The sequence below is a fragment of the Nocardia brasiliensis ATCC 700358 genome (assembly GCF_000250675.2).
Classification (GTDB): domain Bacteria; phylum Actinomycetota; class Actinomycetes; order Mycobacteriales; family Mycobacteriaceae; genus Nocardia; species Nocardia brasiliensis_B.
In genome coordinates this window covers 6162156-6187452 of record NC_018681.1, presented here as the reverse complement: position 1 = coordinate 6187452, position 25297 = coordinate 6162156, and the positions used below count along the sequence as shown (strand labels likewise).

The following is a 25297-nucleotide window of genomic DNA, read 5'->3' as shown; positions in this document are numbered from 1 at the left end:
GGCCATTCGGTGGAATTCTTCCCAACAGAAACAACGGTGGAGAATCGATGGCATGTTGGCGATCACGCAGAGCAGGTTCGGTGGAGTCGAAGTGCTGGAGACGGTCGAGGTGGATCAGCCGCGACCCGGACCGGGGGAGGTGTTGATCCGGGTCGCGGCCACGTCGGTGAATCCGGCGGACTGGAAGGTGCGCTCCGGGGTGGTGCAGGGACTCGGAAATCCGCCGCTCACACTGGGATTCGATGTTTCCGGCGTGGTCGAGGAAATCGGTTCGGGCGTCGAGCGATTCCAGGTGGGGGATGCCGTGTTCGGCATGGTGATGGGTGGGGCGAACGCCGAATACGTTGTCGCGCCGGAACAGAGCACGGCGCTGAAACCGGTGCGCGTCGACCACGTGCGGGCGGCCGCCCTGCCTTCGGTGGCCTCGACGGCGTGGCAGGCGTTGGCCGCCGTCGGTGCGGGACAACGGGTTCTGGTGCACGCGGCCGCCGGCGGCGTCGGGCATCTCGCGGTACAGATCGCCGCGCATCGGGGCGCGCACGTGCTCGGTACCGCCCGCGCGACCCGGCACGAATTTCTGCGCGAGCTGGGTGCGGCGGAGCTGATCGATTACACCGCAGTCGATTTCACCGAGGTGACCGGCGATATCGATGTCGTGCTCGACCTCGTGGGCGGTGACTACGGATCCCGCTCACTGCGGGTGCTGCGCCCGGATGGTCGTTATATCGACTGCCTCGGCTCGGATGCGGTGGACGACCCGCGGTACGAACGCTTTTATGTGACACCGTCGGCACTGTCGCTGCGCGAGATCGCGACGATGGTCGACCGCGGTCACCTGAACGTCACGGTCGACCAGGTGCTGCCGCTGGCGGAAATCGCGCAAGCGCACCGCCTCAGCGAATCCGGCGGCGTGCGGGGCAAGATCGTGCTCACCCCGTGGAACGCGCCGAACTGATCAGGACGGCTCCATCGTGCGTAGCCGGGGCTCGAGTTCCTGCTGGAAGAAATCGATGAAGCCGTCCGGGTCCGGTCCCGCGTTCTGCATGACCAGATGGTCGAAGCCCGCGTCGACGTACTGCTGAGCGACCTCGACGTAGCGGGAAGGGTCTGGGCCACAGGCGAATTGCGTCAGCACGTCCTCCTCGCGCACGGTGCGGGACGCGGCGTCGAAATTCACCGGGTTGGGCAGTTCGCTCATCACCTTCCAGCCGGTGAGCGCCCAGCGGCTGGTCGCCAGCACTGCCTTCGCCGCGGTCGACTCGTCGAGGGCCCACGCCATGGGCACCTCGGCGTAGCGGGGACCGTCCCCGCCGCTGTCGCGATAGTGCCCGATGATCTCCGGCTTCGGCTCGGTGGCGAACAGTCCGTCGCCGAGTTCGGCGGCGATCCGGGCCGAGGGCGGCCCGCTGGCCGCGACCGCGATCACGGGCAGTTGCTCGGGCAGGTCGAAGACCCGCGCGTCCGAGAGCGACAGGTAGCGCCCGTCATAGGACTGATAGCCGCCACGCCACAGCAACCGGATGATCTCCAGCGCCTCGCGCAACATCTCCTGCCGGATCCTGGCATCCGGGAATTCGCGCGCGACCACGTGCTCGTTCAACCGCTCACCGGACCCGACACCGAGCGTGAACCGGCCGTCGGAGACCAGCGCCAGCGTTGCCGCCGCCTGCGCGATGATCGCCGGGTGGTAGCGCACCGTCGGGCAGGTCACACCGGTGGCCAGGCCGATCCGTTCGGTCTGCGCCGCGATCGCGCCGAGCACGGTCCAGGCGAACGGGGAATGGCCCTGCTCGTCCAGCCACGGATGGTAGTGATCGCTGATCTCGACGAAGTCGAATCCCGCCGACTCCGCCCGAATCGCTTGGCGCATCAGTTCTTTCGGCCCGAATGCCTCCGCGGCCAACTTGTATCCGAGCTGCACGGCTACCTCCTCGGCACTGTCGGGCACGGCCGTTCGACCGTGCTCACCTCGCGTTCAGCGCCGACATACCCGGCCGGGCGGACCGGAAACCCGCGGCTACTTCCGCAGCGCGTGCACCACGTCGGCGTGCAGCGCGTCGGCGCGGGCCACCAGCTCCTCGATCCGGAGCAGTACCGGGGCGAAACGGTCGCCCTCGGCGGCGGGCAGCGAGGCCACGTTGATCTCGATGTTGAGCTGCGAACTCGCGGCGGCGGCGCGGCACGCGTCGGCCGCGGCACCGATATCGGTGACCACGTTCGGGTTGCCGATCGGGAACAGCTCGCCGGCCAGCGAGAGCACCTCGTCGGCCTCGTCGACGACGGCGGCGGGCACGCGCGCCGCCTCGAGCAACGCGGCATTGATGGCCGCCGTGCGGGCGGACTCTTCTTCGGGCGTGCCCTTGGGCAGCTTGTAGGCCGCACCCACCGCGGTGAATGCGGCGGCGTCGGCGTCGGCGAGGGCGAGCGCCCGGCCCCGGGCGGCGTCGGCGGCCTCGATGACGCGGTCGACCACGGGCCGGTTGTCGGCGTCCTTGGCCCGGGTGGTGTAGCGCGCGACCATCGCGACCAGGGCGGCGGCCTGCGCGGCGTGCAGCGCGGCGACCGCGCCGCCGCCGGGCGCGGGGATCTTGGCGGCCAGGTCGGACAGGTACTGCGCGAGCGTGGCCGCGCCGAAGGACGAGGCTGTTTCCTGGGACGACGTGCTCGGCTGCGACACGGGTGGGTGGCCTTTCGATATCCGGCGAGGGGGGAGCGGTGCGCGGTCAACGCTACCGGTTGGCCGTCGCACCCGGCCCACTGCACCGGTCGCCCGTAAACGGCGTTATGTTGAGTGCCATGCGGATCGGATTGAGCATCAACTACTCGGGCGGTTTCAAAGAGGCGGCCGCCGAGGTCGTGGACCTCGAACGGGCCGGTCTGGACATCGTGTTCGTGCCCGAGGCCTACTCCTACGACGCGGTGAGCGCGCTCGGCTACCTCGCGGCCAAGACGTCACGGCTGGAGCTGGCCTCCGGCATCCTGCAGATCTACACCCGCACGCCCAGCCTGACCGCGATGACCGCGGCCGGTCTCGACTTCGTCTCCGACGGCCGCTACATCCTCGGCCTCGGCGCCTCGGGCCCGCAGGTGATCGAGGGCTTCCACGGCGTGCCCTACGACGCGCCGATCGGCCGCACCCGGGAACTGGTCGAGATCTGCCGCAAGGTGTGGCGGCGCGAGCGACTCGAATACCACGGCAAGTACTACCAGATCCCGCTGCCCGAAGGGCAGGGCACCGGCCTCGGCAAGGCGCTCAAGCTCATCAATCACCCGGTGCGCGAACGCATTCCGGTGCTGCTCGCCTCGCTCGGTCCGAAGAACGTCGAGCTGACCGCGGAGATCGCCGAAGGCTGGCAGCCGGTCTTCTTCCTGCCGGAGAAGGCGAAGGACGTGTGGGGCGATTCGCTCGCCGCCGGTCTGGCCAAGCGCGATCCGCAACTCGGCGACCTGCAGGTCTACGCGGGCCCGGCGCTGGCCATCGGCGACAACGTCGAACCGCTGCTGGCGTTCGTCAAACCGTACCTGGCCCTCTACATCGGCGGCATGGGCGCGAAGGGCAAGAACTTCTATCACACGCTGGCCACCAAGTACGGCTACGGCGCCGAAGCCGACCGCATCCAGGAGCTCTACCTGGCGGGCAAGAAGGAGGAGGCGGCCAAGGCCGTCCCCGACGCGCTGGCGCGCGACGTCTCGCTCGTCGGCCCGGCGGGCTACGTCAAGGAGCGGATCGCCGCGTTCGCCGAGGCGGGGGCGACCGTGCTGAACGTGGTCCCGATGGCGGCCACCCCGGCCGAGCGGGTCAAGCTGATCGAGCAGTTGCGCGAACTCTGCGACTGAGCCCGCCTCAGTCGAGTCCGGCCATATCGGCGACGGAGTAGATGCTGCCGCCGCTTTCGGTCTCGCTCCCCTCGATGTCGTCGAGCCAGGGGAGCGCGACCGGTCCGGTGGTGCGGCGACCGGTCGCGAGCTCGTATCGGGAGTATTCGGCCTTGCCGCGATAGCTGATCGCCGACACGGTGGGGCCGTGCACCGACAACGCGACCTTGTCGCGCGGGCCGTGCACGGTCCACTCCTTCGTCACGGTGTTCGTCCCGTCCAACGGCACCGACAGCACCTCACCGTTCCTGGTGATCCAGTACAGCTTGCCGTGCGCCACCGTCAACGAACCGCGATGGGTTTCCCAGCCGAATTCGGGCATCTGCAAGGCGGTTTCGGTGCGTGCACCGTCGGCCGTGCGGATTCTCACCAACGTCAGGCCGGTACCTCCGCCGGTCGCGGTCTGCTCGGACGCGTAGAGCGCGACCAGCTCGCCGCCGTCCGCGGTGCACGCGGAAGTCGTTGTCACCGGCCGGAATTCCGGGTCGTAATCCCACTGGCCGCGCACCACCGGTGCGTTGTCGTCACCGAGTGCGTAGAGCCAGTTCTTCGTCGGGTTCTGCTCGGTGCCGACGAACGATTGCCGCACCACCGCGAAGTTGGATTCTCCGCAGTACGAGGTGGTTCCGACGATCCCGGCCACCTGCCCGGTCCGTACCGACTTGCCCGATCCGATCGACACGAAGCGATTGACGTACTCGCCGTTGACAACTCCGGTGTTGTACCAGAGGGTGGCCGCGCCGCTACCGGGTTGCCCGGCAGCGGCTTGCACGATGGATTCCCGTTCGATCCCGAACTGCTCGCGGCCGGTGCCGGCCAGCGCCGACACCGAATCGGCGAACGAGGTGACGATCCGTCCGGCGTCGGCGAGCACCCGATTGTTACTGATCGCGGGCCCGAGCGACTTCCCGACCACCTGCCCCCGATGATCGAACACGAAGAGCATCGTCCGATCATCGCGCCCAACGGATTCCAGCGCGAGCGGCCCGACCACCACGGCCCCCACCGCCCCACCCGGCACTCCACCCAACTCGCTGCCGGGATACTCCGGCCGGTCCGCGCACGAAACCGTCAGCGCCAGCAGCAAAGCCACCGATCCGGCCGCCCACCGGCCCCTGATCCGCACCATGCGATCGAAGTCCCACCTTCTCGTAGCAGTGTTACGGGTAATACTTGCGTACCCACCCGGATTTGAAGAGCTCCTTGGGATATACCGAAGGCGTCGGATTCGGGAAGCTGTCCTTCATGTCGATGTCGCCGTTGGACGCGTGCATGTATGCGGCCCAGACGATCTGCGAGCAGTTGTACTGCTCGTCCTCGACATTGCGGTTCCAGGCGAAGTTGTTGTTGTAGGACTTCCCGAGTTTGGCGCGGGCGAAGGTCACCGCCGAGGTGCGGATGGCATCGGAGGTCTCGATCCAGCCCAGCTGTGGTTTGCGCACCTGTCGGCGTCCCCCGTTTGTCGCGGTGCGATTGTCGATCTCGTGCACGCCCTTGCCCTGCGCCGCTTCGACGGTGTTCGTCGTCGACACGTAGATCCCGTTGTGCCCATGGTTCACCAGCTTATTGATCACCACGAGGTCCGGGCTCGAATCAGCATAGAAGATATCGCCCTTACCCCTGGCGTCCGGAAGATTCTCGTAGTCGTCTTCGGAAGGACTGTCCGGGCTTTTGACCTGGGTATACTCCCGCGCCTTGCGCAGTGCCTCGACGAGCACATCGATGACCGGAGCGGCGATCTGCTGCGCCCACTTCTGCGCGGCCGCTATCTGCTGTTCGCCGGTCGTGCCGGGATTGAGGTAGGCCAGTTCCGTCGCGGCCGGGCCGGGAGCCGTCAACAGGCCGCCCTGGAACTGTTGTTCGACGGTCACGTTGTTGTCGCGGCTGGTCTGGTCCCCGGTGGGGTAACCGAACGTGCTGCGTTCGTAACCGGCCTTTGCCCATTTGTCGAGGATCGACCCACCCACGGGGTGCGCACCGGTGCCGGGAGACCAGTAGATGACACCGTTCTGAAAGCGATTCATTCGCCCCTGCCCATCGGGCAGCACGGTCTCATCGGTGCTCGGGTAGCCGAGCCACCCACCCTCCCAACCGGTTTCGCCCCACTTATCCCGGATCGCGCCCGCCACGTAGTAGGCCTCGTTGAGTTTCCAGTAGATCGTGCCGCCTTGGAAGTACTGGCGACGGCCCACTCCGTCGGGATTGACGGCCTCGTCCGACGTCGGGTATCCGAGCGGTCCGCCTTCCCAGCCGTTGCGCTGCCAGGCGGCGAAGAAGTGATTGACCACGGGATGCGCACCGCCGGCCGGGGACCAGTAAATGGGGCCGTTCTGGAACGTGGAGCGTTTGCCGACCCCGTCCGGGTTGGTCAACTCGTTGCTGGTGGGGAACAGTAGGAAACTGTTGGGCCCGCCGAGCTCGTTGTACTTGTCGCGAATCGCGCCACACACTTCGTACGGTGCCGGCCAATACACTTGGCAGCCAGGCGTTTCGAGCGTCGACCGGCGGTCCGGTCGCACCGCCGCAGCGGCCTCCATGGTCTCTGCCTTGTCCGCTTGGGCCTTGCTGAATCCGTCGGGAATGGCTTCGCAGTCCGAACGCATCCGCCCCGGCTCGATCGTGGCGCGGGGGTTGCGTGTCGGAGCCCAAGATCCCGGCTTGGTCTTCGCTCCGGTAGCGCATCCGCTTTCTGGCGCCGAGGTCGGCGCGGTCGAGGTCGTTGCCGGTGGGCTGGATGCTGGTGGGCTGGATGCTGGTGGGCTGGATGCCGGCGGGCTGGATGCCGGCGGGTCGAGTACTTCCCGACCATCTGGCCGCCGCGGCCGACGTCGTCCGCGGTGACCGATTGCTCGACTGAGCCGAACGGCCCGATCGTCACGTCGATCGGGAACACCGCTCGACCCGAGAGGAACGACTGTGGCAGTGCCGTTACACACGACCGGGAAAGCCTCCTTCGACGATATCTACGAACGTCCCGATCCCCGCGACTACTACGCCCGCATGTCCGACCTCGACTATCGCATTCCCGAACTGGCGAAACCGATCTTCCAGCAACAGATCCGGGAGTATCGCGCGTCCGCGCGGGTGGCCACGCCGACAGTGCTCGACATCGGCTGCTCCTACGGCGTCAACGCCGCGCTGCTGCGCTTCGACACCACCATGCACGACCTCACCGAGCACTACCGCACCGCCGACGGTGACCGCGCGGCGCTGATCGCCCGTGATCGCGCGGAACTCGGCGCGGCCGAAGGTCTGCCCGATGTCCGCTTCCTCGGCATGGACGCCTCCGCGCCCGCGCTCGGCTATGCCGAGGCGGCGGGACTGTTGCACGGCACGGTGCACGCCGATCTGGAATCCGGTGAGCCCACCGACGAGCAGCGCGAGCTGCTGGCGAGCGCCGACCTCATCATCTCCACCGGCTGTATCGGCTACGTCACCGAGAAAACTCTGGCCCGAGTCGCCACCGCCCATCCGCGCCGCCGGCCCTGGATGGCACACTTCGTGCTGCGCATGTTCGACTTCGCGCCGATCGCCGCCGAACTCACGGCGCTCGGCTACCGGACCGAGCAGGCGCCCGGGCTGTTCGAGCAGCGCAGGTTCGCCTCCGTCGCCGAACAGACCCAGGTGCTGAACACCTTGTCCGCCAAAGGGATCGACACTACCGACCGGGAAACCGAAGGCTGGCTCTACGCCGGCCTGTATCTATCGCGACCGTTGCCGAAGCACCACGCCGACACCGAGGACCAGCATTGACCGAACGCACCTTCGCCGCCGACGACACCCTGCCCCGGGTGCCCCTGCCGACGCTGGAGGCCAGCTGCCACCGCTTTCTGGAGTGGTGCGCACCGCTGCTCACCGCCGATGAACTGGCCACCACCGAGGCCGCGGTCGCCGACCTGCTGCGCCCCGGCAGCCCCGCGCGCACGCTGCACGCGGCGCTGGCCGAATACGACGCCACGCCCGGCGTCGGCAGCTGGCTGGACCTGTTCTGGCCGTCGCGCTACCTGGGCCGGCGCGACCGGATCGCGCTGAACGCGAACTTCTTCTTCCTGTTCCGGGAGGAGACCACCCTGGCCACCTCGACCGGCGCGAACCAGGTGGAGCGGGCGGCGGGGATCATCAGCGCCGCAGTCGATTACAAGCTCGCGCTGGATCAGGAAGCGATCCCGCCGGTGCTGCAACGCGGGCAGGCGCTGTCCATGTGGCAGAACAAGTACCTGTTCTCCGAGACCCGGATTCCCGGCGCCGAACAGGACAGCGTGCGCGTCCCCTACAGCGCCGAATGGCCGGGGCCCTCGACCGCCAAGCATGTGGTGGTCTTCTTCCGCGGCAGCATGTTCCGGATGGACGTGCTCGGCGCCGACGGCGTGCCCTACTCGCTCGACGATCTCGCCGACGGCCTGCGCGAGGTGCTCAAAGCCGGCGCCCGCTCGACCCGGACCGATTCCGCGGTAGGGCATCTCACCACCAAGGCCCGCGGCGAATGGGCGGCGAGCAGGCAGTCGCTGCTCGCCGAACCGGCCAACGCGGCGGCCCTCGACACCGTCGAGACCGCGCTGTTCTGCGTCTGCCTGGAGGATTTCGCGCCGCGCGACGAGCTGCACGCGTGCGACCAACTGCTGCACGGTGACAGCGCGAACCGCTGGTTCGACAAGTCGGTGTCGTTCATCGTCTTCGGCGACGGCCAGGCGGGTATCAACATCGAGCACTGCGGGCTGGACGGCACCACCATCCTGTCCTTCGTGGACGCGATGCTGGAGACCTCGGCGCAGGAGCACGCCACTCGATCCGGCGCGCAGGCCCAGGGTTTACCTGCCGTCGAGCCGATCGAGTTCGTGCTGGACGCCGCGCAGCGCAACGACATCGCCGCCGCGGGCGCCGATTTCGCGCGGTACGCCGCCGACAATGCCACGCAGACCGTCTCTTTCACCGATTTCGGTACCACGCGGGCCAAGCAGCTCGGCATCTCGCCGGACGCGTTCGCGCAGTTGAGCTATCAGCTCGCGCACCGGCGCAGCAAGGGAATCACCGGTGCCACCTACGAATCCATCGCCACCCGGCAGTATCGCAACGGTCGCACCGAGGCGATGCGGGTGATCACGCCGGAGATGGTGGCGTTCGTGGACGCGATGCAGGACGAGTCCGCCGACCGGGACGCGCGGCTCGCGGCGGCGCGGACCGCCGCCACCGCGCACGTGACCAGGGCCAAGCAGTGCCAGGCCGGTGACGCGCCCGAACAGCACCTGTGGGAGCTGCAGTGGATCCAGCGCCGGCGCGGCGCGGAACTCGGTGTCACCGAGCCGATTCCGCTTTTCGACAGCCCCGGCTGGACGATCATGCGCGACGACTACCTGAGCACCAGCTCGGCCCCGTCGGTCAACATCCGCTACTTCGGTTTCGGCTCGACCAGCCCGCGCTGTATCGGTGTCGCCTACGTCCTGCTGCCCGACCGCTGGAACCTCTACCTCGCCACCCCCACCGCGGTCGCCGACCAGATGCACGCCTTCGCCGACCACCTCCGCACCGCCGTCGCCGATCTGGAGGCACTGCTCAGCCCGAGCTGATCTCGCGTCGTCCGGGAACGCCGGAATCGAGCAAGGCGCGCCCAGTTCGGTTCCCGCGTTCGTCGTCCGGCACCGTGTCGGTCACTCGAAAGCCGACGTCATCGCGGCGCTGCGGCGGCCGGTTCTGCTGGCCGCGGGTCCACGCACCCTTTCTGACCTCCCGCACCCTGACTCGCCGTACGACACGCCGTGTTTTGCGACGAAAGGGGTGCGGGAACGCGGAACGTCAGACGTCGTCGACGAGTCGGCGGGCCGCGCGGGCTAGGGCGGTGGCGGCTTCGTCGGCGATCCTGGTCAGTACCTCGGCGGCGGGGTCGATCGAGGTGATCAGGTCTACGCCTTCGCCTGCCCAGACGGGGATCGCGGCCGGGTCGGCGCGGCGTACGGCGTCGAGGTAGACGTCTTGGGCGGCGGTGTCGGCGCGCAGGTCGTCCTCGCGGTCCTGCCAGCGGTCGAAGAACGGGTTGCGCAGCATGCGCGCGGTGTACTTCGCGGGCCAGGGGGAGCGGCGGGCGATATCGAACACCCGGTTGCGGGAGGTCTCGTCGCCGCGCGCGGCCACGATCGCCTTCGCTTCCTCGGGCGACAGGACCGCCTCGTGGGTGGCCTCGAAGCGGGTGCCGATCATGGCCCCGGCCGCGCCCAGCGTCACCGCCGCGGCCAGGCCGCGACCGTCCGCGATCCCGCCCGCGGCCAGCACCGGAATGGGATGCACCAGGTCGGCGACGGTCGGCACCATGGTCAAGGTGGAACGTCCCGCGCCGTGCCCACCGGCCTCGCCGCCCTGCGCGACGATCACGTCCGCGCCGACGTCCGCGGCTCGCCGCGCCTCGTCGTGGTCGGTGACCTGCACCAGCAACGCCGCGCCCGCGGCGCGCACCGTCTCGACGAACGGCGTCGGGTCGCCGAACGAGAGCATCACCGCCCGCGGCCGGTACTCGGCCAGCGCCCACCGGAGCGTCGCGTCGTCGACCGCCCAGCTGAGGAACCCGATACCCCACGCCGAGCGCGCGGACTCGGCCACGATGAACAATTCGCGCTCGAGCCACGCCCGATCCCCGCTGCCGACCAGCCCCAGGCCACCGGCATTGGATACCGCGGCGGCCAGCGCCCCACCGGCCACCCCACCCATGGGCGCCAACACAATCGGATGCCGCAGATCGAACATTTCCGTCAACGCAGTCCGCAACCCCATGGCTCCCATCATGCCCACGCACGCGGGTCCGTGCCGTCGAGGGGGAACTGGTGGCGGCAACGTCCGAGTGCGCCGCGCCACCAGTTCCCCCTCGCCGGAGCGGGGCTGGCAACGGCCCCGCACACCGGTCTGAAAGAATGGCTTATCGTGAAGAACTTCGAATCCCTGTTCGCCGAGCTGCAGGATCGTGCGGTCAACCGCCCCGAGGGGTCCGGCACCGTGGCCGCGTTGGACGCCGGCGTGCACAGCCAGGGTAAGAAGGTGCTCGAGGAGGCCGGTGAGGTCTGGCTGGCCGCCGAGCACGAGAGCGACGAGTCGCTCGCCGAGGAGATCTCGCAGCTGCTGTACTGGGTTCAGGTGCTGATGGTGGGTCGTGGGCTGAAGCTCGAAGACGTGTACCGACATCTGTGACGGCCGTCTTGTTCCGCAGTCTCTCTCCGTGAAAGGACCTCAACCATGCTGCGCGTCGCAGTCCCCAACAAGGGCGCCCTGTCCGAAGCCGCCACCTCCATCCTGGCCGAGGCCGGTTACCGCAAACGCACCGATGCCCGCGACCTGACCGTGCTCGACCCGGCCAATCAGGTGGAATTCTTCTTCCTGCGGCCCAAGGACATCGCCATCTACGTCGGTTCCGGCGAACTGGATCTGGGCATCACCGGCCGCGACCTCGCCCTCGACTCCGGCGCGCCGGTCAGCGAGCGGCTCGGCCTCGGCTTCGGCCGCTCCACCTTCCGGTACGCCGCGCCCGCCGGACAGGACTGGAAGGTCGAGGACCTCTACGACAAGCGCATCGCCACCTCGTACCCGAATCTCGTGCTCGGCGATCTGCGGCGACGCGGTATCGAGGCCGAGGTGATCCGTCTCGACGGCGCGGTGGAGATCTCGATCCAGCTCGGCGTCGCCGACGCCATCGCCGATGTGGTCGGCTCGGGTCGTACCCTGCGCCAGCACAACCTGATCGCGTTCGGCGAATCGCTCTGCGATTCCGAGGGCGTGCTGATCGAGCGCACCGGCTCGGATCAGAAGGAGAAGGCGCGCAATCAGCTCATCGCGCGCATCCAGGGCGTTGTCTTCGGCCAGCAGTACATCATGCTGGACTACGACTGCCCGAAGGAGCTGCTCGACGCGGCCGTCGCGATCACCCCCGGACTGGAATCGCCGACGGTGTCGCCGCTGGCGGACGAGAACTGGGTCGCGATCCGCGCCATGGTGCCGCGCAAACAGGGCAACGAGGTGATGGACCAGCTCGCCGATCTTGGCGCGAAAGCCATCCTCGCCTTCGACATTCGCTCCTGCCGCGCCTTCTGAGCCCCGGCCGTACCCGTCCCGGCGGGGACGGGTACGGATTATCGGCGTCTGGTTTGTCTTGTATGCGTGAATAATTCACGGTGAACGCAACCGGTGTGGGCACCGGTGCGGCGTTGGTACTTTGCGGCCTCTGGATGAGGAATCGCAAGGAGTACCGCCGTGTCGCAGACATCGCCCGAGCAACGTGCGGGCAGCCGTTTCGCCTGGAACGAGGATTGGCTGGCGGCCATCGTCGGTCTGGTCCTGATCACGCTGGTCCTGCTCGGCGCCATCCCTGATTGGCTGGTGCCGTGATGTCGGATACCGCAGCGCGGGCGGGCATTACGGTCGAGCCGGGTGAGAGCGGAACGGACGCCGCATCTTCGGCCCCGGTGCGCTCGGAAACGGTGGCATTACAGGCGGTTTCGCGGCCCACCGGCACGGCGATCGTGGCGGGTATCGCGGTGGTCCTCGTGCTCGGCGCGCTGACCCGCTACTTCGACACCCATGTCCCGCGGTGGGCGGTGGGCACGCCGCTGCAGCGAGTGGCGAAGTCGATCGAGTTCCCGGTATACGCCATCGCGATCGGCCTGCTCGGCAACGTCGTGCTCAGCAAACTCGCACTGCGCGACCGGCTTTCGGCCGGGTTCCGCACCGAATTCTTCATCAAGACCGGTGTGGTGCTGCTCGGCGCCTCGATCAACCTGAAGATCCTGGTGACCGCGGCGGGTCCGTCGATCCTGCAGGCGCTCTTGCTGATCACCGTCGTCTTCGGGTTCACCTGGTGGCTGGGCGGGCGGCTCGGGCTCGACGACAAGCTGCGGGCGCTGCTGTCCTCCGCGGTGTCGATCTGCGGCGTGAGCGCGGCCATCGCGGCGGCGGGCGCGGTGCAGGCGCGGCGCGAGCAGATCGCCTACGCGGCCTCCCTGGTGATCATCTTCGCGCTGCCGTCGATCTTCCTGCTGCCCTGGCTCGCGGACGTGCTCGGGCTCTCCGACGCGGTGGCGGGCGCCTGGATCGGCGGCAACATCGACACCACGGCGGCGGTCGCGGCCTCCGGCGCCATCGCGGGGGAGCAGGCGCTGCAGATCGCCACCATCGTGAAGACCACGCAGAACGCGCTGATCGGCCTCGTCGCCATCGCGTTGACCGCCTACTTCACCTTGCGGGTCGAGCGGGTCGCGGGCGCGGCCCGGCCCTCGGCGCGCGGGCTCTGGGAGCGGTTCCCCAAGTTCGTCCTCGGTTTCGTCGCCGCTTCGGTCATCGGCACGCTGTATCTCCAAGCGGCCGGCAAGAAGTCCGGTGCCGCGCATATCGCGATCGTCAACGACCTGCGCACCTGGTTCCTGATCTTCGCGTTCGTCTCCATCGGACTCGAGTTCTCGCTGCGCGGTCTGCGCGAGGCGGGCTGGCGGCCGATCGTCGTGTTCGGTTCGGCCGTCGTCGTCAACCTCGCGGTCGGCCTGGGCCTGTCGGTCCTGCTGTTCCACGACTTCACGATCTGAGGCGGTCGGGTGCGTATCGGTGTGAACCCGCCGATTCCACCTCGAGCGCACCCGGGTGTGGGGGATCGCGGTCACCGCGTCCGGCCTATTCCCCTCGACTTCACGAAACGTTCACGATGTGTCGGCAACACTGTGCGGTGTGTCGGGCGAAATACACGGAGAGAACGTCGGAGCGCGGTGGCGGACCCCGGCGATGAGCTACGGGAAGGCGTCGATGGAAACGGAGACCGAGCGGGCCGTCGGCATCGAGTACGGCAGGCCGGAATCCGTCGTCGGCGCACCGGTCTGGCCGCGGCTGCGCAACATCCTGATCCTGGCCGGTGACGTGGCGGGCGTCGTCGTCCTGATCGTCGCGGTGGCGCTGATCGGATCACACGGCACCGCACTGGATTTCATGACGGTCTTCAGCGACCGCTGAACGGTCAGTCGGCGACCGCGTCGGCGAGGGTCTCGGCGGGGGACTCGTTCGCCCCGCCGTCCGGCCAGCCCGGGTAGGGCGGTGGGGTGCCGCCGAATTCGGGGCACAGCGGTTTGTAGTCGCAGTACGCGCACAGCCAGCCGGGGTTCGGCTGGAACTCCCCGGTGCGGCCCGCCTCGCGGATGGCCTGCCACAGCGCGGACAGGGTGCGTTCGAAGCGCAACAGCTCCGCCTCGTCCGGCGCGTAGGTGAGGATCTGCTCGTCGGCCAGGTAGATCAGGCGCAACTGGGCGGGCACGATGCCGCGGGTGCGCAGCACCACCAGCGCGTAGAACTTGAGCTGGAACAGCGCCCTGGTCTCCTGGGTCGGCCCGGGGGAGCGGCCGGTCTTGTAGTCGACCACGCGCAGCTGTCCGGCCGGGGCCACATCGATGCGATCGACGAAGCCGCGCAACAGAACTCCGTCGTCGAGCTCCACCTCGACGCGGGCTTCCCGCGACTCCGGGTCGAAGCGCGTCGGATCCTCCAGCCGGTAGTAGGTCTGCACCAGCGTGCGCACCTCACCGAGAAATCCGTCCAGCTCGGCATCGCTGATCAGCGTGGCCACCTCGGGGTGCTCCGCTGCGATCCGGGCCCAGGCGGGGACCACGAGTGTGTCCGCGCGCTCCGGTCGCCGCTCGGGCGCGGGTAACCCGTACAGATCCTCCAGCACCGCGTGCACCATGGTGCCGCGCACCGCGTGCCGAGTCGGCGCCTCGGGGATACGGTCGATCGCGCGGTATCGGTACTTCAGCGGGCACTGCTTGAAATCCATTGCCCGCGAAGGCGACAGCGCGGGACGGGAACGACTCGCCGGTGCGCCAGGGGTGTGCGGCGGTGTGCCGTCGACAGGGGGCCTGGACACGGGCGAGCTCATACCTGGCAGGCTATCCGGCGGCACCGACAAGCCGGTGCGCGACCAGCAGAGCGTTGCTCTTCAGCGAACGGAGATACATGACGGCCAGACGGACCGGGCCATTCACCACCGGTGACCGGGTACAGCTGACCGATGCCAAAGGCCGCCTGTACACGGTGGTCTTGGAGCCGGGCAAGGAATTCCACACCCACCGCGGCGGTATCAAGCACGACAGCTTGATCGGCGCCGACGAAGGCTCTGTGGTCAATTCGACCAACGGCACTCCGTATTTGGCCTTGCGCCCACTGCTGATCGATTACGTGCTGTCGATGCCGCGCGGTGCGGCCGTGATCTACCCGAAGGACGCGGCGCAGATCGTGCACGAGGGCGATATGTTCCCCGGCGCGCGGGTATTGGAGGCCGGCGCCGGTTCCGGCGCGCTCACCTGCTCGTTGTTGCGTGCGGTCGGCCCGCAGGGCGAGGTCGTTTCCTACGAAATTCGCGAGGATCACGCCGAGCACGCCATCCGCAATGTCGAGACTTTCTACGGCGAACGCCCGGCTAACTGGTCGCTGACCGTCGGCGATGTGGCCGATTACGACGGCGCGCCCGTCGATCGCGCGGTGCTCGACATGCTCGCGCCGTGGGACGCGCTGCCTGCGGTGTCGAAGGCCCTGGTCCCCGGCGGCGTGCTGATCGTCTACGTGGCCACCGTGACGCAATTGTCCAAGGTGGTCGAGGCGCTGCGCGAACAGGAGTGCTGGACCGAGCCGCGCTCCTGGGAGTCGATGGTGCGAGGCTGGCACGTGGTCGGCCTCGCGGTGCGCCCGGAGCATCGCATGCAGGGCCATACCGCCTTCCTGGTGAGCGCACGCCGCCTCGCGGAGGGCACGGTGACCCCCAAGCCGCAGCGCCGCCCGTCCAAGGGCTGACACGCGCGCTGAGACCGCTTTCGCCGCGACCGGAAGATCCCCCTTCGATCGGTATCCCTACCCGGTGAGCCGACCGATCGAAGGTCGCTCCGCGCGGCGAAAGCGGTCGCGGCGATCAGGCCGGGACGCAGGGCGCCTGGGCGAAGCCCAGCAGCAGGCAGCCGCTGGCGTCGGAGAGCTTCCAGGTGCCGCCGACGTTCTCCCACGTGAGTGGCATCGCGGGCGCGGCGCCGTGCGGCGAGGTGATGGTCACCTGCGCGGTCGCGGTGCTGCCCTGGGTTGTGACATCGGCCACTGCGTAGGTCAGGGTGCCGTATCCGGCCAAAGCCTTGTTCATCTGATCGATGTTCGCCGTACGCTTTTCGCCATCGACGATGAGCTTGGCCTTGTCCGCGGTGGGTACCGCGGGATCGGACAATGTGACGAGCACGGCCTGCAGCGAGTCGGCGGTCGGCGCGCCCGCCGCGGCGCTCGGCGCGGCACTGCTCGAGGCCACCACGCTGGAGGAAGAGGACTTGGTATCGGATTTGCCGTCATCGGAGCCGCAGCCCGACAGCCCGACGGTAACGGCGAGCGCGGCCGCAGCGGTAGCAACAGAAACGCGCAGAATTCTGGTGGAAGGGAGCAATTTCAGCAACCTTTCGGCTCGGTCGGCGAGCGGGCTCACCGAGTTCGGGTTAGGGCAGGCTAACATGGTCATCCGGCGGTCGATCGCAGCCCAGATGTGATCACGACGAAACCATGTCGGAAAGCGAGAACGGTTCGCGCCCGGTAGCGTTGATAGACCGGGACTGGGAGGAGCAGCACATGAGCCCCATCGAGAATTCGGATTCGGCGGCCTGGAGAGAGCTCGAGGCAGTACGCGCCGAGGCCGCTGCGCTCCGAAGGCAACTCGCCGATTCGCCGGATCGCGCACGGGAATTGGAAGCCCGCATCGATTCGCTGACCATTCGCAACACGAAGCTGATGGACACCCTCAAGGAGGCGCGCCAGCAGCTGGTCGCGTTGCGTGAGGAAGTCGATCGGCTGGGTCAGCCGCCGAGCGGCTACGGCATCCTGATCGGCGTGTACGACGATCAAACGGTCGACGTGTTCACTTCGGGTCGCAAGATGCGGTTGACGTGTTCGCCGAACATCGAGACCTCGACCCTCGAATACGGTCAGACCGTACGCCTCAACGAGGCGCTCACGGTGGTCGAGGCCGGCGTCTACGACGCGGTCGGCGAGATCGGCACCCTGCGCGAGATCCTCGACGATGGTCGCCGCGCCCTGGTGGTCGGCCACGCCGACGAGGAGCGCGTGGTCTGGCTGGCGGGTCCGCTGGCCAAGGTCGCCGAGATGGACGACCTGGAAGACCCCGACTCCCCGATTCGCAAACTGCGCCCCGGTGATTCGCTGCTGGTGGACACCAAGGCAGGCTTCGCGTTCGAGCGCATCCCCAAGGCCGAGGTCGAAGACCTTGTGCTGGAAGAGGTTCCGGATGTCGACTACGGCGACATCGGTGGCCTCGGCCGGCAGATCGAGCAGATCCGCGATGCGGTCGAACTGCCCTTCCTGCACAAGGATCTGTTCCGTGAGTACGCGTTGCGCCCGCCCAAGGGCGTGCTGCTCTACGGTCCGCCCGGCTGCGGTAAGACGCTCATCGCCAAGGCGGTGGCCAATTCGCTGGCCAAGAAGATCGCCGAGGCGCGCGGTGAGGATGCCAAGGAAGCCAAGTCGTTCTTCCTGAACATCAAGGGCCCCGAGCTGCTGAACAAGTTCGTCGGCGAGACCGAGCGCCACATCCGGATCATCTTCCAGCGGGCGCGCGAGAAGGCGTCCGAGGGCACGCCGGTGATCGTGTTCTTCGACGAGATGGATTCCATCTTCCGCACCCGTGGTTCGGGCGTGTCCTCCGATGTGGAGACCACGGTCGTGCCGCAGCTGCTCTCGGAGATCGACGGTGTCGAGGGCCTCGAGAACGTCATCGTGATCGGCGCCTCCAACCGCGAGGACATGATCGACCCCGCGATCCTGCGGCCCGGCCGGCTCGACGTGAAGATCAAGATCGAGCGTCCGGACGCCGAATCGGCCCAGGACATCTTCTCGAAGTACCTGGTCGAGGATCTGCCGCTGCACGCCGACGACGTCGCCGAGTTCGGTGGCGACAAGGCGATGTGCATCCGCGCGATGATCGATCGGGTGGTCGAGCGGATGTACGCCGAGAGCGAGGACAACCGCTTCCTGGAGGTCACCTACGCCAACGGTGACAAGGAGGTCCTGTACTTCAAGGACTTCAACTCCGGCGCCATGATCCAGAACATCGTGGACCGGTCCAAGAAGTACGCCATCAAGTCCGTCCTCGACACCGGCAACCCGGGCCTGCGCATCCAGCATCTCTACGATTCGATCGTGGACGAGTTCTCCGAGAACGAGGACCTGCCCAACACCACGAATCCCGATGACTGGGCCCGCATCTCGGGCAAGAAGGGCGAACGCATCGTCTACATCCGCACCCTGGTGACCGGCAAGAACGCCAGCGCCAGCCGCGCGATCGACACCGAGTCCAACACCGGCCAGTACCTGTAGGACACACCACGAATAGCCGCGTTCCCGTTGGGAGCGCGGCTTTTTCGTGCCGTCAGCGATCTTCGATATCGGGTGGTGGCAACAGCAGGTACCGCGCGGCGAAGATGCCCGAGATCGTCTCGCTGCCGAGCAGGCGCGAATTGTTCGCGAGGATGTTCTCGATCTGCTGGAACGCATCTGCGGGTTCGCTCGACCCGCCCATGAGGTGATCGAGCCACGTCAGCTGAGGTGTGTCGCGCGCACGGGCCGGATTTATCGGCACGGACGGATCGGTGCGCAACTGGGCCAAGACCTCGATGACACCGTCGACGTCGCCGCTCCTGTACAGCCAGACCAGCATCTCGCAGCGGATTCTGCGGGCTTCGTCGTCGTCATCGCCCAGTACGCGACGGCGGTCATCGAGCAATTCTGCGAGTTCCCGCGTGGCTCGCGCGGGAAAGCCCGCCACGCCCCAGCAGCGCGACAGTGCTCTGCGCGTTTCCAGCGTGTCGAGGTGGTCGGCACCGAGTATGCGCAGTTGATCGGCGAGCACCTGTTCGAGGTCGGTGGCGGCGTCGGCCCGATGCCCTAGCCTGCCCCGGCATTCGGCGTGCAGCCGCCGTGTGGCCAGCGTGAGAGGGTGATCCGCGCCCGAAACGCGGATCTGGTCGTGTAGCAGTTGCTCGACTTCCGCGGCGATCGCCGACAGATCGCTGTCTTCTTCGATTGCTCTGGGGAGGGGGCGCAGTGGCTGGTCGTAGTCCGGCCGCCTGCGCCGGCGTTGGGCCAGTTGCTTTGCGATGCCGTGGTTTTCGGCTTGCCAGAAGGCCAGGTTATATCGTGCGGCCAGGGTGGCGGGATGCTCGTCGCCGACCGCGGTGCGCCACGACGGCAGCCAGGTGGCCCAGGTGTTCCTGGACAGCAATGCGTTGCTACCCGACGTGGATTCGAGATAGGACACCGCACCGCTCGCGTCGCCGGTGGCCAGGAAGTGGCGGACCGCGGCCGCGTGTGCGTACTGAACGGTCCGGGGTGTGGAATTCGCGGTGATCGCGGTGAGAATCGCACGGTGTGCTGCGTCGAGTTCGGTTCCCAGACTGCGCATTTCCCTGCTCAGGACGGGCAGGAGTACGCCGTGGGTGACCCCCAGTTCTTCGGCGGCGGTGCCTGGCCGGCTGCGGCTGACCAGGACGCCGAGACCGGCGACGAGGTCACGGATCTGCGCGATCGTCAGCGTGGCACCGAGACAGGTCATCGCCGCGGCCAGCAGTTCGATGGGCAGCACCGGGCCGGTCTCGGCCGCGACCAGCAGGCCGAGCAGCGGTCCGACCGCGTCGCGCAGCGCCGGGTCCGCCGCGGCGATCGCGTCGGCGACGCGCTGGACGACCAAGGTTTCCAGTCCGATGCCCGCGTCCACCGCCGCCGGGGTGATGGTGGCGTCGACCTCGATGAGCAGTCGTGCCAGCAGCCAGCCACCCGCGACAGCGTGCGCACTGCTGAGCACCTCGGACGGTGTCTCGGCGAGCAGTGCATCGATCCATCGGATCCACACCTCGTTGTGGTATCGGTCCGGCTTCGCCCTCGTCTCCCTGCGCAGGATATCGGCGATGTCTCGCGCGGAAGGCTCCGGCAAGGTGATTCGATGCATATGCGCCAGTGCGGGTACGTCCTCGACACCGGTACCCGCACGGATGCTGACCACCACGCGCACGTGCGCGAATTGCTGGTCGCCGGTGAGGTTCGCGATCGCATCGATCAGGGGTTCGCGGTGCCCCTCCTCGGGCTGGTCGAGCCCGTCGAAGACGATCACGACTCGTCTACCGGGTGCTGCGGTGTGCGCCAACGGCCTGCTGACCAGGAGATCGAAGACGTCCGGCTTGGGGCCCTGCCGCATGGCGAGCTTCGACGCTTCGTGCGCGGCGGCCGCGAAACCGGCCAGCCTGGTACGCAATTGGGCCGACAGTTCGTCCGCGACGCTGTCCACCGAGCTGTTCATTGTCAAAAATATTGCCGCGGTAACGTATTCGGGCGCGATCGGCAGGCTGTCGACGATGGTCGGACGGATCAGCAGCGCCATCAGGGTGGACTTGCCCGCGGCAGGTGGGCCGACTACGGCACGTAGGCGGTGGCCGCCACTTTCGATGATCGCGGTGAGTCGCTCGCGGATGACGCCGGTCAGCTGCAGGTTCCGGGTGAGGTGGTCGACGAAGCCGGCGGCTGGGCGGCCGGTGAGGGCATCCCGGCGCCGGGCCGTGTTCGGCACGAGCCAGAGGCCGGGATCTCCGCCGGATTCGGCGGATTGGTTGCCCATCGTGTACGAAAGGTGTTGTGGGCGTTGCCGAACACAGTTGGCGGCGATCGGGTCGACGAGGTCCGACGGCAGCAGGTTCTCGCCGCGCAGCGCGAGTCCTTCGTCGAAGGTGGCGAGCATGGTCTTGGTGAAGCAGCCGTTGTAGGCCGGGGCGTCGTCGGAGGCAACCAGAAGTTCCACGCGCCCCGCGGATCTGGCCAGCAGGTCGGTCCATCGGCGAGCCGCTCCTTGCACGCCTTGGTCCGCCTCGCAGGCGTCGATCAGCACGACGAGGCCGTCGAGGGCCGACCGGTTCAAGCGTTCGCGAATCGCTTGCGTGAGGTGCACGGCGGTGCGTGAGTCGGGCTGGGCCGGCGAATCATGGGCGAGAAGGTAGAAGTCTTCGGCGCCGGTGCTGATCCCGTGCCCGATGAACGCGACCAGCAGACTCGCTTGTCGTTCGCCCGCGTTGTCGAACGCGGCGCCGATGGCATCGGCGAGTCCGCCTGCGCTGGGATCGATTACGGGTCCGTCGCGCTGGACGGCCGCTGTCCACCCGCCGGTCCCGGTGAGGCGCGCGTACAGTTCCTCGGCCAGCCCGTGCACGAACCCCAGTTCTGGCAGTGCCGCGCATTCCGATCCGATGACCAGCGCCAGCCGTCCGCCCATGCAGAAAACATACTCCCACCCAGCGACAACGGCTTCGTGCGCCAGGCTGTCGGTCCGTCGGTGTCGAGCCGGAACCTGGCAAGCGTCTGCACCCGTTCTCGGGATCCGCATTCCTTGCGGGCCGCTGGAAGGGGGCGGATCCCGAGAAGTGGTGCGGACCTTCAGGCCGTCAGCGGAGGCGGACGTTGGTGACGATGCCGAAGAGGCCGATGTTGGGGCTGCCTTTGCCGAGGCAGGAGACGGAAACTCCTTCGGCAAGGTTGCCGAAGGAGTATTGGGTGTAGGGGCCGATCACGGGCTGGAAGCCGTAGGTGAGGTGGAAACCGTTGCAGTCCAGGTCGACCACGCCCCAGCGGGCGGGGTCGCCGGGGCAGGTGACGGTGGCGCCGGTCAGTTGCCGATCGAATGCGCAGCCCTGGGCGTTCGCGGTGCCGGATCCGGTGGCGACGGTGACGGCCGCGGCACCGAGGGCGACGCCGAAGGCGGCGGCCAAGCCGCGCTGGCGCTTGTTCATATGTCCTCCTTGGTCGGAATGACCTGATCATGGCCGGTGGTCGCGGCGGTGGAGTCCTCCGAACGGACGACCGCGGGGTGTAGATCGGATGACCGAAACCGCCGGTTCGGTGCTGTCGAGCGGCAGATTTCGGCGCGGGGTCGGTGATGCGACCACCGGGTCAGGGGATCGGGGCAGACTTGGGCGCATGACCAAGGAGATGAATCTGTCGGCGATCGTCGAGACCACCTCGGGCCCGGTGCGGGGCCTCGCCGAGGGTGGGGTGACGGTTTACCGGGGTGTGTCCTATGCCCAGGCGAAACGGTTCGGCGTGCCGGAACGAGCCGACTGGACAGGTGTGCTGGCGGCGAACGAATTCGGCCCGGCCGCACCGCAACTCACCTCCCGGCTGGAACGGGTGATGGGTTCGTTCGAAGTACCGCAGGCCGAGGATTGCCTGTCGCTCAACGTGTGGGCGCCGCCCGGTGACGGTCATCCCGTGCTGGTATTCCTGCACGGCGGCGGATTCTCCAGCGGCGCAGGCAGTCTCGACTGGTACGGCGGCGCGGAGTTCGCGGCGCGCGGCGAGGTCGTCGTGGTGACGGTGAACTATCGCCTCGGTGTCCTCGGCTATCTGCGCCTGCCCGGTATCAGCGACGGCAACCTCGGGCTGCTCGATCAGATCGCCGCTCTTACCTGGGTGCGCGAGAACATCGCGGCGTTCGGCGGCGACCCGGATCGGGTCACGGCCGCGGGTCAGTCGGCCGGCGCGATCTCGCTGGTGGCGTTGCTCTCGGGCGAGCAGGGGCGTGGGCTGTTCCAGCAGGCCATTTTGCAGAGCACGCCGCTCGGCATGGTACCGGCGACGCCGGAGGAAGCCGAGCAGACGGGCGCGAAACTGTTGCAGGAGTTGGGCATCGAGGCCGCACAACTCGACGCGGTCCCGGTGGCCGACCTGCTCGCCGCGCAGTTCGCGGTCGCGAGCCGAGCCTCGTCGGGGATCCTGCCGCCGTTCCAACTGACGGGCGACGGGACGCTGGTCGCCGCCGACCCCGTGGCCGCCGTTGGTCGCGAGGCGGACATCCCGATCCTGATGGGCACAACGCGGGATGAGGGGGCGGCGTTCCTCGCCGACGATCGTGAGGCCATGGCGGCGGCGACGGAACACGTCTTCGCCGGTCCGGCCAGGCAACTGGCTGCGACGCTCGCCGCGCGGGCGGTGCCGCCGTGGCTGTTCCGGTTCGACTGGCACCCGGCAGGCAGCCCGTTCGGCGCCTGCCACTGCCTCGAGTTGCCGTTCCTGCTCGGCGACGCGGCGGCTTGGCGGGCCGCGCCCATGCTGCGCGGCGAGCGGCCGCAGCGGCTGGTGGACGAGATGCGGGACAGTTGGCTCGCTTTCGTCACAAAGGGGGATCCGGGCTGGGCGCGCGGCGAGACCAGGCACTTCACTGGCTGACCGTGTTAATATCTGGCCGTGCGGTCAGAAAATAGTACGGACGGCCAGCGGAAGTCGTTCATCGAGGAGGCGCGGCGCCGGCAGATCATCGCGTCGGCGGTGGAGGTGATCTCCGAGGTCGGGTACGGCAGCGCGTCGCTCGCACGGATCGCCGAGCATGCCGGGATCTCGAAGGGGGTCATCTCCTACCACTTCGCGGGCAAAGACGAACTGATGACGCAGCTGGTGGTGCAGCTGTACGTGTCCGGTGCCGAGCACATCGGCCCGCGGGTCGAGGCGGCGGCCGGGCGGCGGAACAAATTGCTGGCCTACATCGAATCCAATCTGGCATTCATCGACGCCAACCGGACCTACGTCGCGGCGCTGACCGATGTCGTCTGGAATCTGCGTGACGCGCACGGCAGCCCGAAATTCGCCTCGGCCGACGGGGAACGCGAGATCATCACGCCGCTGATCGACCTCATGACCGAGGGGCAGCAGTCCGGCGAATTCGGCGAGTTCGATGCCGTGGCGATGGCGAAGTCCATTCGCGACGCCATCGACGGCGCGGCCGGACGGACGATTCGGGAGTCCGGCTTCGATATGACCGCGTATGCCGCGCACACGTGCCGGCTGTTCGACCTGGCTACCCGGAAGGTGAGCGACCATGACTGATGTTGCGCAAGAACGAATGTCGCGCGTGGACACGCGAGATCCGGTGCCGCCGTTCGCGTTCGCCGGCGTCGGGGTGATCGCGCTCGCCTCGACGATCGGGCTGATCGCCGCACTGAACCGGTACGGATTCTTCGGTGACGAGCTGTATTTCGTGTCCGCCGGGCGCAGGCTCGCCTTCGGTTACGCCGACCAGGGGCCGCTGCTGCCCGCGATCGCCCGGACGATGGATCTGCTGGCGCCGGGATCGGTGATAGCGCAGCGTATTCCGGCACTGCTCGTCACCATCGCCGCGATCGTGCTAAGTGCGCAGATCGCCAGGGAGTTCGGCGGCTCCCGCACGGCGCAGACGCTGACCGCCGCCGCCTACGCGACGTCGCCGTTCCTGCTGGTGCAGGGTACCCAGCTGGCCACCAACACGATCGACACCGCGCTGTGGGTGCTGATCAGCTGGCTGCTCATCCGCTGGGTGCGCACCAGGCAGGACGCGCTGCTGCTGGGTGCGGCGCTGGCCACCGTGGTGGACATGCAGGTGAAGTGGTTGATCCCGTTCTTCTGGATCGCCGTCGCGATCGGCGTGCTGTGCTACGGGCCGCGCGAGCTGCTCCGGCGGCCCGCGCTGTGGCTGGGTGCGGCGCTGGTCCTGCTGGTCAGCGTGCCGAGCCTGCTCTGGCAGGCGAGCCACGACTGGCCGCAGCTGCGGCTCGGTGCGGTGATCGCCGAGGAGCAGGCCACCATCGGTGGTCGCTACACCTGGTTGCCGCTGGCGCTCGTCATGGCCGGACTGCTCGGCGCGCTGCTGCTGATCTACGGCATCGTGGTCCTGTTCCGCTGGGAACCGTTGCGGCCGTATCGTTTTCTGGCGTTGATGCCGATCGTGCTGGCCGTGGTGTTCATCGTCACCGACGGCAGGCCGTACTACGCGGTCGGGTGCTACGCCGCGATCATGGCCGCGGGTGCGGTGCACTGGACCGAGCACCGGGCGCGCTGGCGCACCGTCGTCACGATCCCCCTGGTCGTGATCTCCGCGGTGATCGTGTTCTTCTCACTGCCGTTCACGGCCGAGTCCGAAATCGAACCGGCGAAGAGCGACGCGGACGTCGGCCTGAACCTCTCGATCTACGGCCGGGTCGGCTGGCCCGAACTCGCCGCCGACGTCGCGACCGCGTTCCGGTCGCTGCCCGAGCCGGTCCGGGCGGACACCGTCCTCATCGCCGACTCCTATTGGCAGGCAAGCGCTCTCGACGTCTTCGGCGAAGCCGACGGTCTGCCCGCGGTCTACAGCCCCAACCGCGGGTTCGGCTACTTCGGCACGCCGCCCGACACGGCGACCACGGTCGTCTGGGTGGGCGGCGACGAAGCCGATCTGCAGGCCCTGTTCGGTACGGTGACGCCGATCGGCCGCGCGGACGCCCGCCTCGGCATCCCGGGCGTCACCCGGGACGTGACGATTTGGCGGTGCGAGCAGCCGCGTCGTCCGTGGTCGGAACAGTGGCCGGACATGTTGCGGCTGAACTGA

At 68.0% G+C, this 25297-nt stretch carries 24 protein-coding genes; 15 read left to right on the top strand and 9 right to left on the bottom strand.

Annotation, left to right across the window (positions count from 1 at the left end; translation table 11 throughout):
• Nucleotides 1-52 precede the first annotated feature (52 nt).
• Entirely contained in the window at nt 53-955 is a 903-nt protein-coding gene (locus tag O3I_RS27235) for an NADP-dependent oxidoreductase (RefSeq protein WP_014986222.1), read from the top strand.
• On the opposite strand, the gene O3I_RS27230 is transcribed toward O3I_RS27235, so the two are convergent.
• Together O3I_RS27230 and O3I_RS27225 are read right to left on the bottom strand one after the other, a co-directional pair.
• A complete protein-coding gene (locus tag O3I_RS27230; RefSeq protein WP_014986221.1) occupies nt 956-1921 on the bottom strand; it encodes a TIGR03557 family F420-dependent LLM class oxidoreductase in 966 nt (321 codons plus the stop codon).
• 96 nt (nt 1922-2017) lie between these two features.
• Entirely contained in the window at nt 2018-2677 is a 660-nt protein-coding gene (locus O3I_RS27225; RefSeq protein ID WP_014986220.1) for a cyclodeaminase/cyclohydrolase family protein, read from the bottom strand.
• A gap of 119 nt (nt 2678-2796) precedes the next feature.
• Between O3I_RS27225 and O3I_RS27220 the strand changes: the two genes are divergently transcribed.
• Nucleotides 2797-3837, top strand: a complete 1041-nt coding sequence (locus tag O3I_RS27220) for an LLM class F420-dependent oxidoreductase (protein ID WP_014986219.1) — start codon at nt 2797-2799, stop codon at nt 3835-3837.
• A 7-nt stretch (nt 3838-3844) separates the two neighbouring features.
• On the opposite strand, the gene O3I_RS27215 is transcribed toward O3I_RS27220, so the two are convergent.
• Together O3I_RS27215 and O3I_RS45675 are read right to left on the bottom strand one after the other, a co-directional pair.
• Complete coding sequence (locus tag O3I_RS27215) at nt 3845-5005, bottom strand: hypothetical protein (protein ID WP_014986218.1); 1161 nt, start codon at nt 5003-5005, stop codon at nt 3845-3847.
• A 31-nt stretch (nt 5006-5036) separates the two neighbouring features.
• A complete protein-coding gene (locus O3I_RS45675) occupies nt 5037-6479 on the bottom strand; it encodes a YiiX/YebB-like N1pC/P60 family cysteine hydrolase (protein WP_014986217.1) in 1443 nt (480 codons plus the stop codon).
• Nucleotides 6480-6601: 122 nt separating this feature from the next.
• On the opposite strand from O3I_RS45675, the gene O3I_RS46855 reads away from it, so the two are divergent.
• Genes O3I_RS46855 through O3I_RS27200 form a run of 3 tightly spaced genes read left to right on the top strand, consistent with a single transcriptional unit; the run spans nt 6602 to nt 9440 of the window.
• Nucleotides 6602-6733, top strand: coding sequence for a hypothetical protein (locus O3I_RS46855; protein WP_272944274.1), 132 nt, complete (start codon nt 6602-6604; stop codon nt 6731-6733).
• Nucleotides 6734-6792: 59 nt separating this feature from the next.
• Nucleotides 6793-7629, top strand: a complete 837-nt coding sequence (locus tag O3I_RS27205; RefSeq protein WP_063632281.1) for a class I SAM-dependent methyltransferase — start codon at nt 6793-6795, stop codon at nt 7627-7629.
• Nucleotides 7626-9440, top strand: coding sequence for a choline/carnitine O-acyltransferase (locus O3I_RS27200; protein ID WP_014986215.1), 1815 nt, complete (start codon nt 7626-7628; stop codon nt 9438-9440). The genes O3I_RS27205 and O3I_RS27200 overlap by 4 nt, the downstream gene beginning before the upstream one ends.
• 226 nt (nt 9441-9666) lie before the next feature.
• On the opposite strand, the gene O3I_RS27190 is transcribed toward O3I_RS27200, so the two are convergent.
• Nucleotides 9667-10635: an NAD(P)H-dependent flavin oxidoreductase gene (locus O3I_RS27190; protein WP_041564435.1), complete on the bottom strand. Its 969-nt coding sequence runs from the start codon at nt 10633-10635 to the stop codon at nt 9667-9669.
• Between the two features lie 147 nt (nt 10636-10782).
• Between O3I_RS27190 and O3I_RS27185 the strand changes: the two genes are divergently transcribed.
• The 5 genes from O3I_RS27185 to O3I_RS27170 all read left to right on the top strand — a co-directional run bounded on the left by O3I_RS27185 (nt 10783) and on the right by O3I_RS27170 (nt 13845).
• A complete protein-coding gene (locus O3I_RS27185; RefSeq protein WP_014986213.1) occupies nt 10783-11046 on the top strand; it encodes a phosphoribosyl-ATP diphosphatase in 264 nt (87 codons plus the stop codon).
• 45 nt (nt 11047-11091) lie between these two features.
• The gene (gene hisG / locus O3I_RS27180) at nt 11092-11943 is read left to right on the top strand and encodes an ATP phosphoribosyltransferase (RefSeq protein ID WP_014986212.1); all 852 of its coding nucleotides are present in this window, start codon (nt 11092-11094) and stop codon (nt 11941-11943) included.
• A 159-nt stretch (nt 11944-12102) separates the two neighbouring features.
• The gene (locus tag O3I_RS46850; protein WP_272944273.1) at nt 12103-12237 is read left to right on the top strand and encodes a hypothetical protein; all 135 of its coding nucleotides are present in this window, start codon (nt 12103-12105) and stop codon (nt 12235-12237) included.
• The gene (locus O3I_RS27175) at nt 12237-13427 is read left to right on the top strand and encodes a YeiH family protein (RefSeq protein WP_014986211.1); all 1191 of its coding nucleotides are present in this window, start codon (nt 12237-12239) and stop codon (nt 13425-13427) included. The genes O3I_RS46850 and O3I_RS27175 overlap by 1 nt, the downstream gene beginning before the upstream one ends.
• Nucleotides 13428-13620: 193 nt before the next feature.
• Complete coding sequence (locus O3I_RS27170; RefSeq protein ID WP_014986210.1) at nt 13621-13845, top strand: hypothetical protein; 225 nt, start codon at nt 13621-13623, stop codon at nt 13843-13845.
• A gap of 4 nt (nt 13846-13849) precedes the next feature.
• On the opposite strand, the gene O3I_RS27165 is transcribed toward O3I_RS27170, so the two are convergent.
• Nucleotides 13850-14761, bottom strand: coding sequence for a RecB family exonuclease (locus O3I_RS27165; RefSeq protein ID WP_051066769.1), 912 nt, complete (start codon nt 14759-14761; stop codon nt 13850-13852).
• 77 nt (nt 14762-14838) lie between these two features.
• On the opposite strand from O3I_RS27165, the gene O3I_RS27160 reads away from it, so the two are divergent.
• Nucleotides 14839-15672, top strand: coding sequence for a tRNA (adenine-N1)-methyltransferase (locus tag O3I_RS27160; RefSeq protein ID WP_014986208.1), 834 nt, complete (start codon nt 14839-14841; stop codon nt 15670-15672).
• A gap of 115 nt (nt 15673-15787) precedes the next feature.
• Here the strand turns inward: O3I_RS27160 and O3I_RS27155 are convergent, their stop codons facing one another.
• Entirely contained in the window at nt 15788-16372 is a 585-nt protein-coding gene (locus tag O3I_RS27155) for a hypothetical protein (RefSeq protein ID WP_237748138.1), read from the bottom strand.
• 107 nt (nt 16373-16479) lie between these two features.
• Here O3I_RS27155 and arc point away from each other — a divergent pair, with 107 nt between their 5' ends.
• The gene (gene arc, locus O3I_RS27150) at nt 16480-18240 is read left to right on the top strand and encodes a proteasome ATPase (protein WP_014986206.1); all 1761 of its coding nucleotides are present in this window, start codon (nt 16480-16482) and stop codon (nt 18238-18240) included.
• A 52-nt stretch (nt 18241-18292) separates the two neighbouring features.
• On the opposite strand, the gene O3I_RS27145 is transcribed toward arc, so the two are convergent.
• Both O3I_RS27145 and O3I_RS27140 read right to left on the bottom strand, forming a co-directional pair.
• Nucleotides 18293-21178 (bottom strand): Nephrocystin-3, encoded by a 2886-nt coding sequence (locus O3I_RS27145; RefSeq protein ID WP_014986205.1) that lies wholly within the window; start codon nt 21176-21178, stop codon nt 18293-18295.
• A gap of 169 nt (nt 21179-21347) precedes the next feature.
• Nucleotides 21348-21692 (bottom strand): hypothetical protein, encoded by a 345-nt coding sequence (locus O3I_RS27140; protein WP_014986204.1) that lies wholly within the window; start codon nt 21690-21692, stop codon nt 21348-21350.
• Nucleotides 21693-21879: 187 nt separating this feature from the next.
• On the opposite strand from O3I_RS27140, the gene O3I_RS27135 reads away from it, so the two are divergent.
• Genes O3I_RS27135 through O3I_RS27125 form a run of 3 tightly spaced genes read left to right on the top strand, consistent with a single transcriptional unit; the run spans nt 21880 to nt 25297 of the window.
• On the top strand, nt 21880-23127 hold the full coding sequence (locus O3I_RS27135) for a carboxylesterase/lipase family protein (RefSeq protein WP_014986203.1): 1248 nt from the start codon (nt 21880-21882) through the stop codon (nt 23125-23127).
• Between the two features lie 18 nt (nt 23128-23145).
• Entirely contained in the window at nt 23146-23781 is a 636-nt protein-coding gene (locus O3I_RS27130; RefSeq protein WP_014986202.1) for a TetR/AcrR family transcriptional regulator, read from the top strand.
• Nucleotides 23774-25297 (top strand): ArnT family glycosyltransferase, encoded by a 1524-nt coding sequence (locus O3I_RS27125; RefSeq protein ID WP_051066768.1) that lies wholly within the window; start codon nt 23774-23776, stop codon nt 25295-25297. Before O3I_RS27130 ends, O3I_RS27125 begins: the two co-directional genes overlap by 8 nt.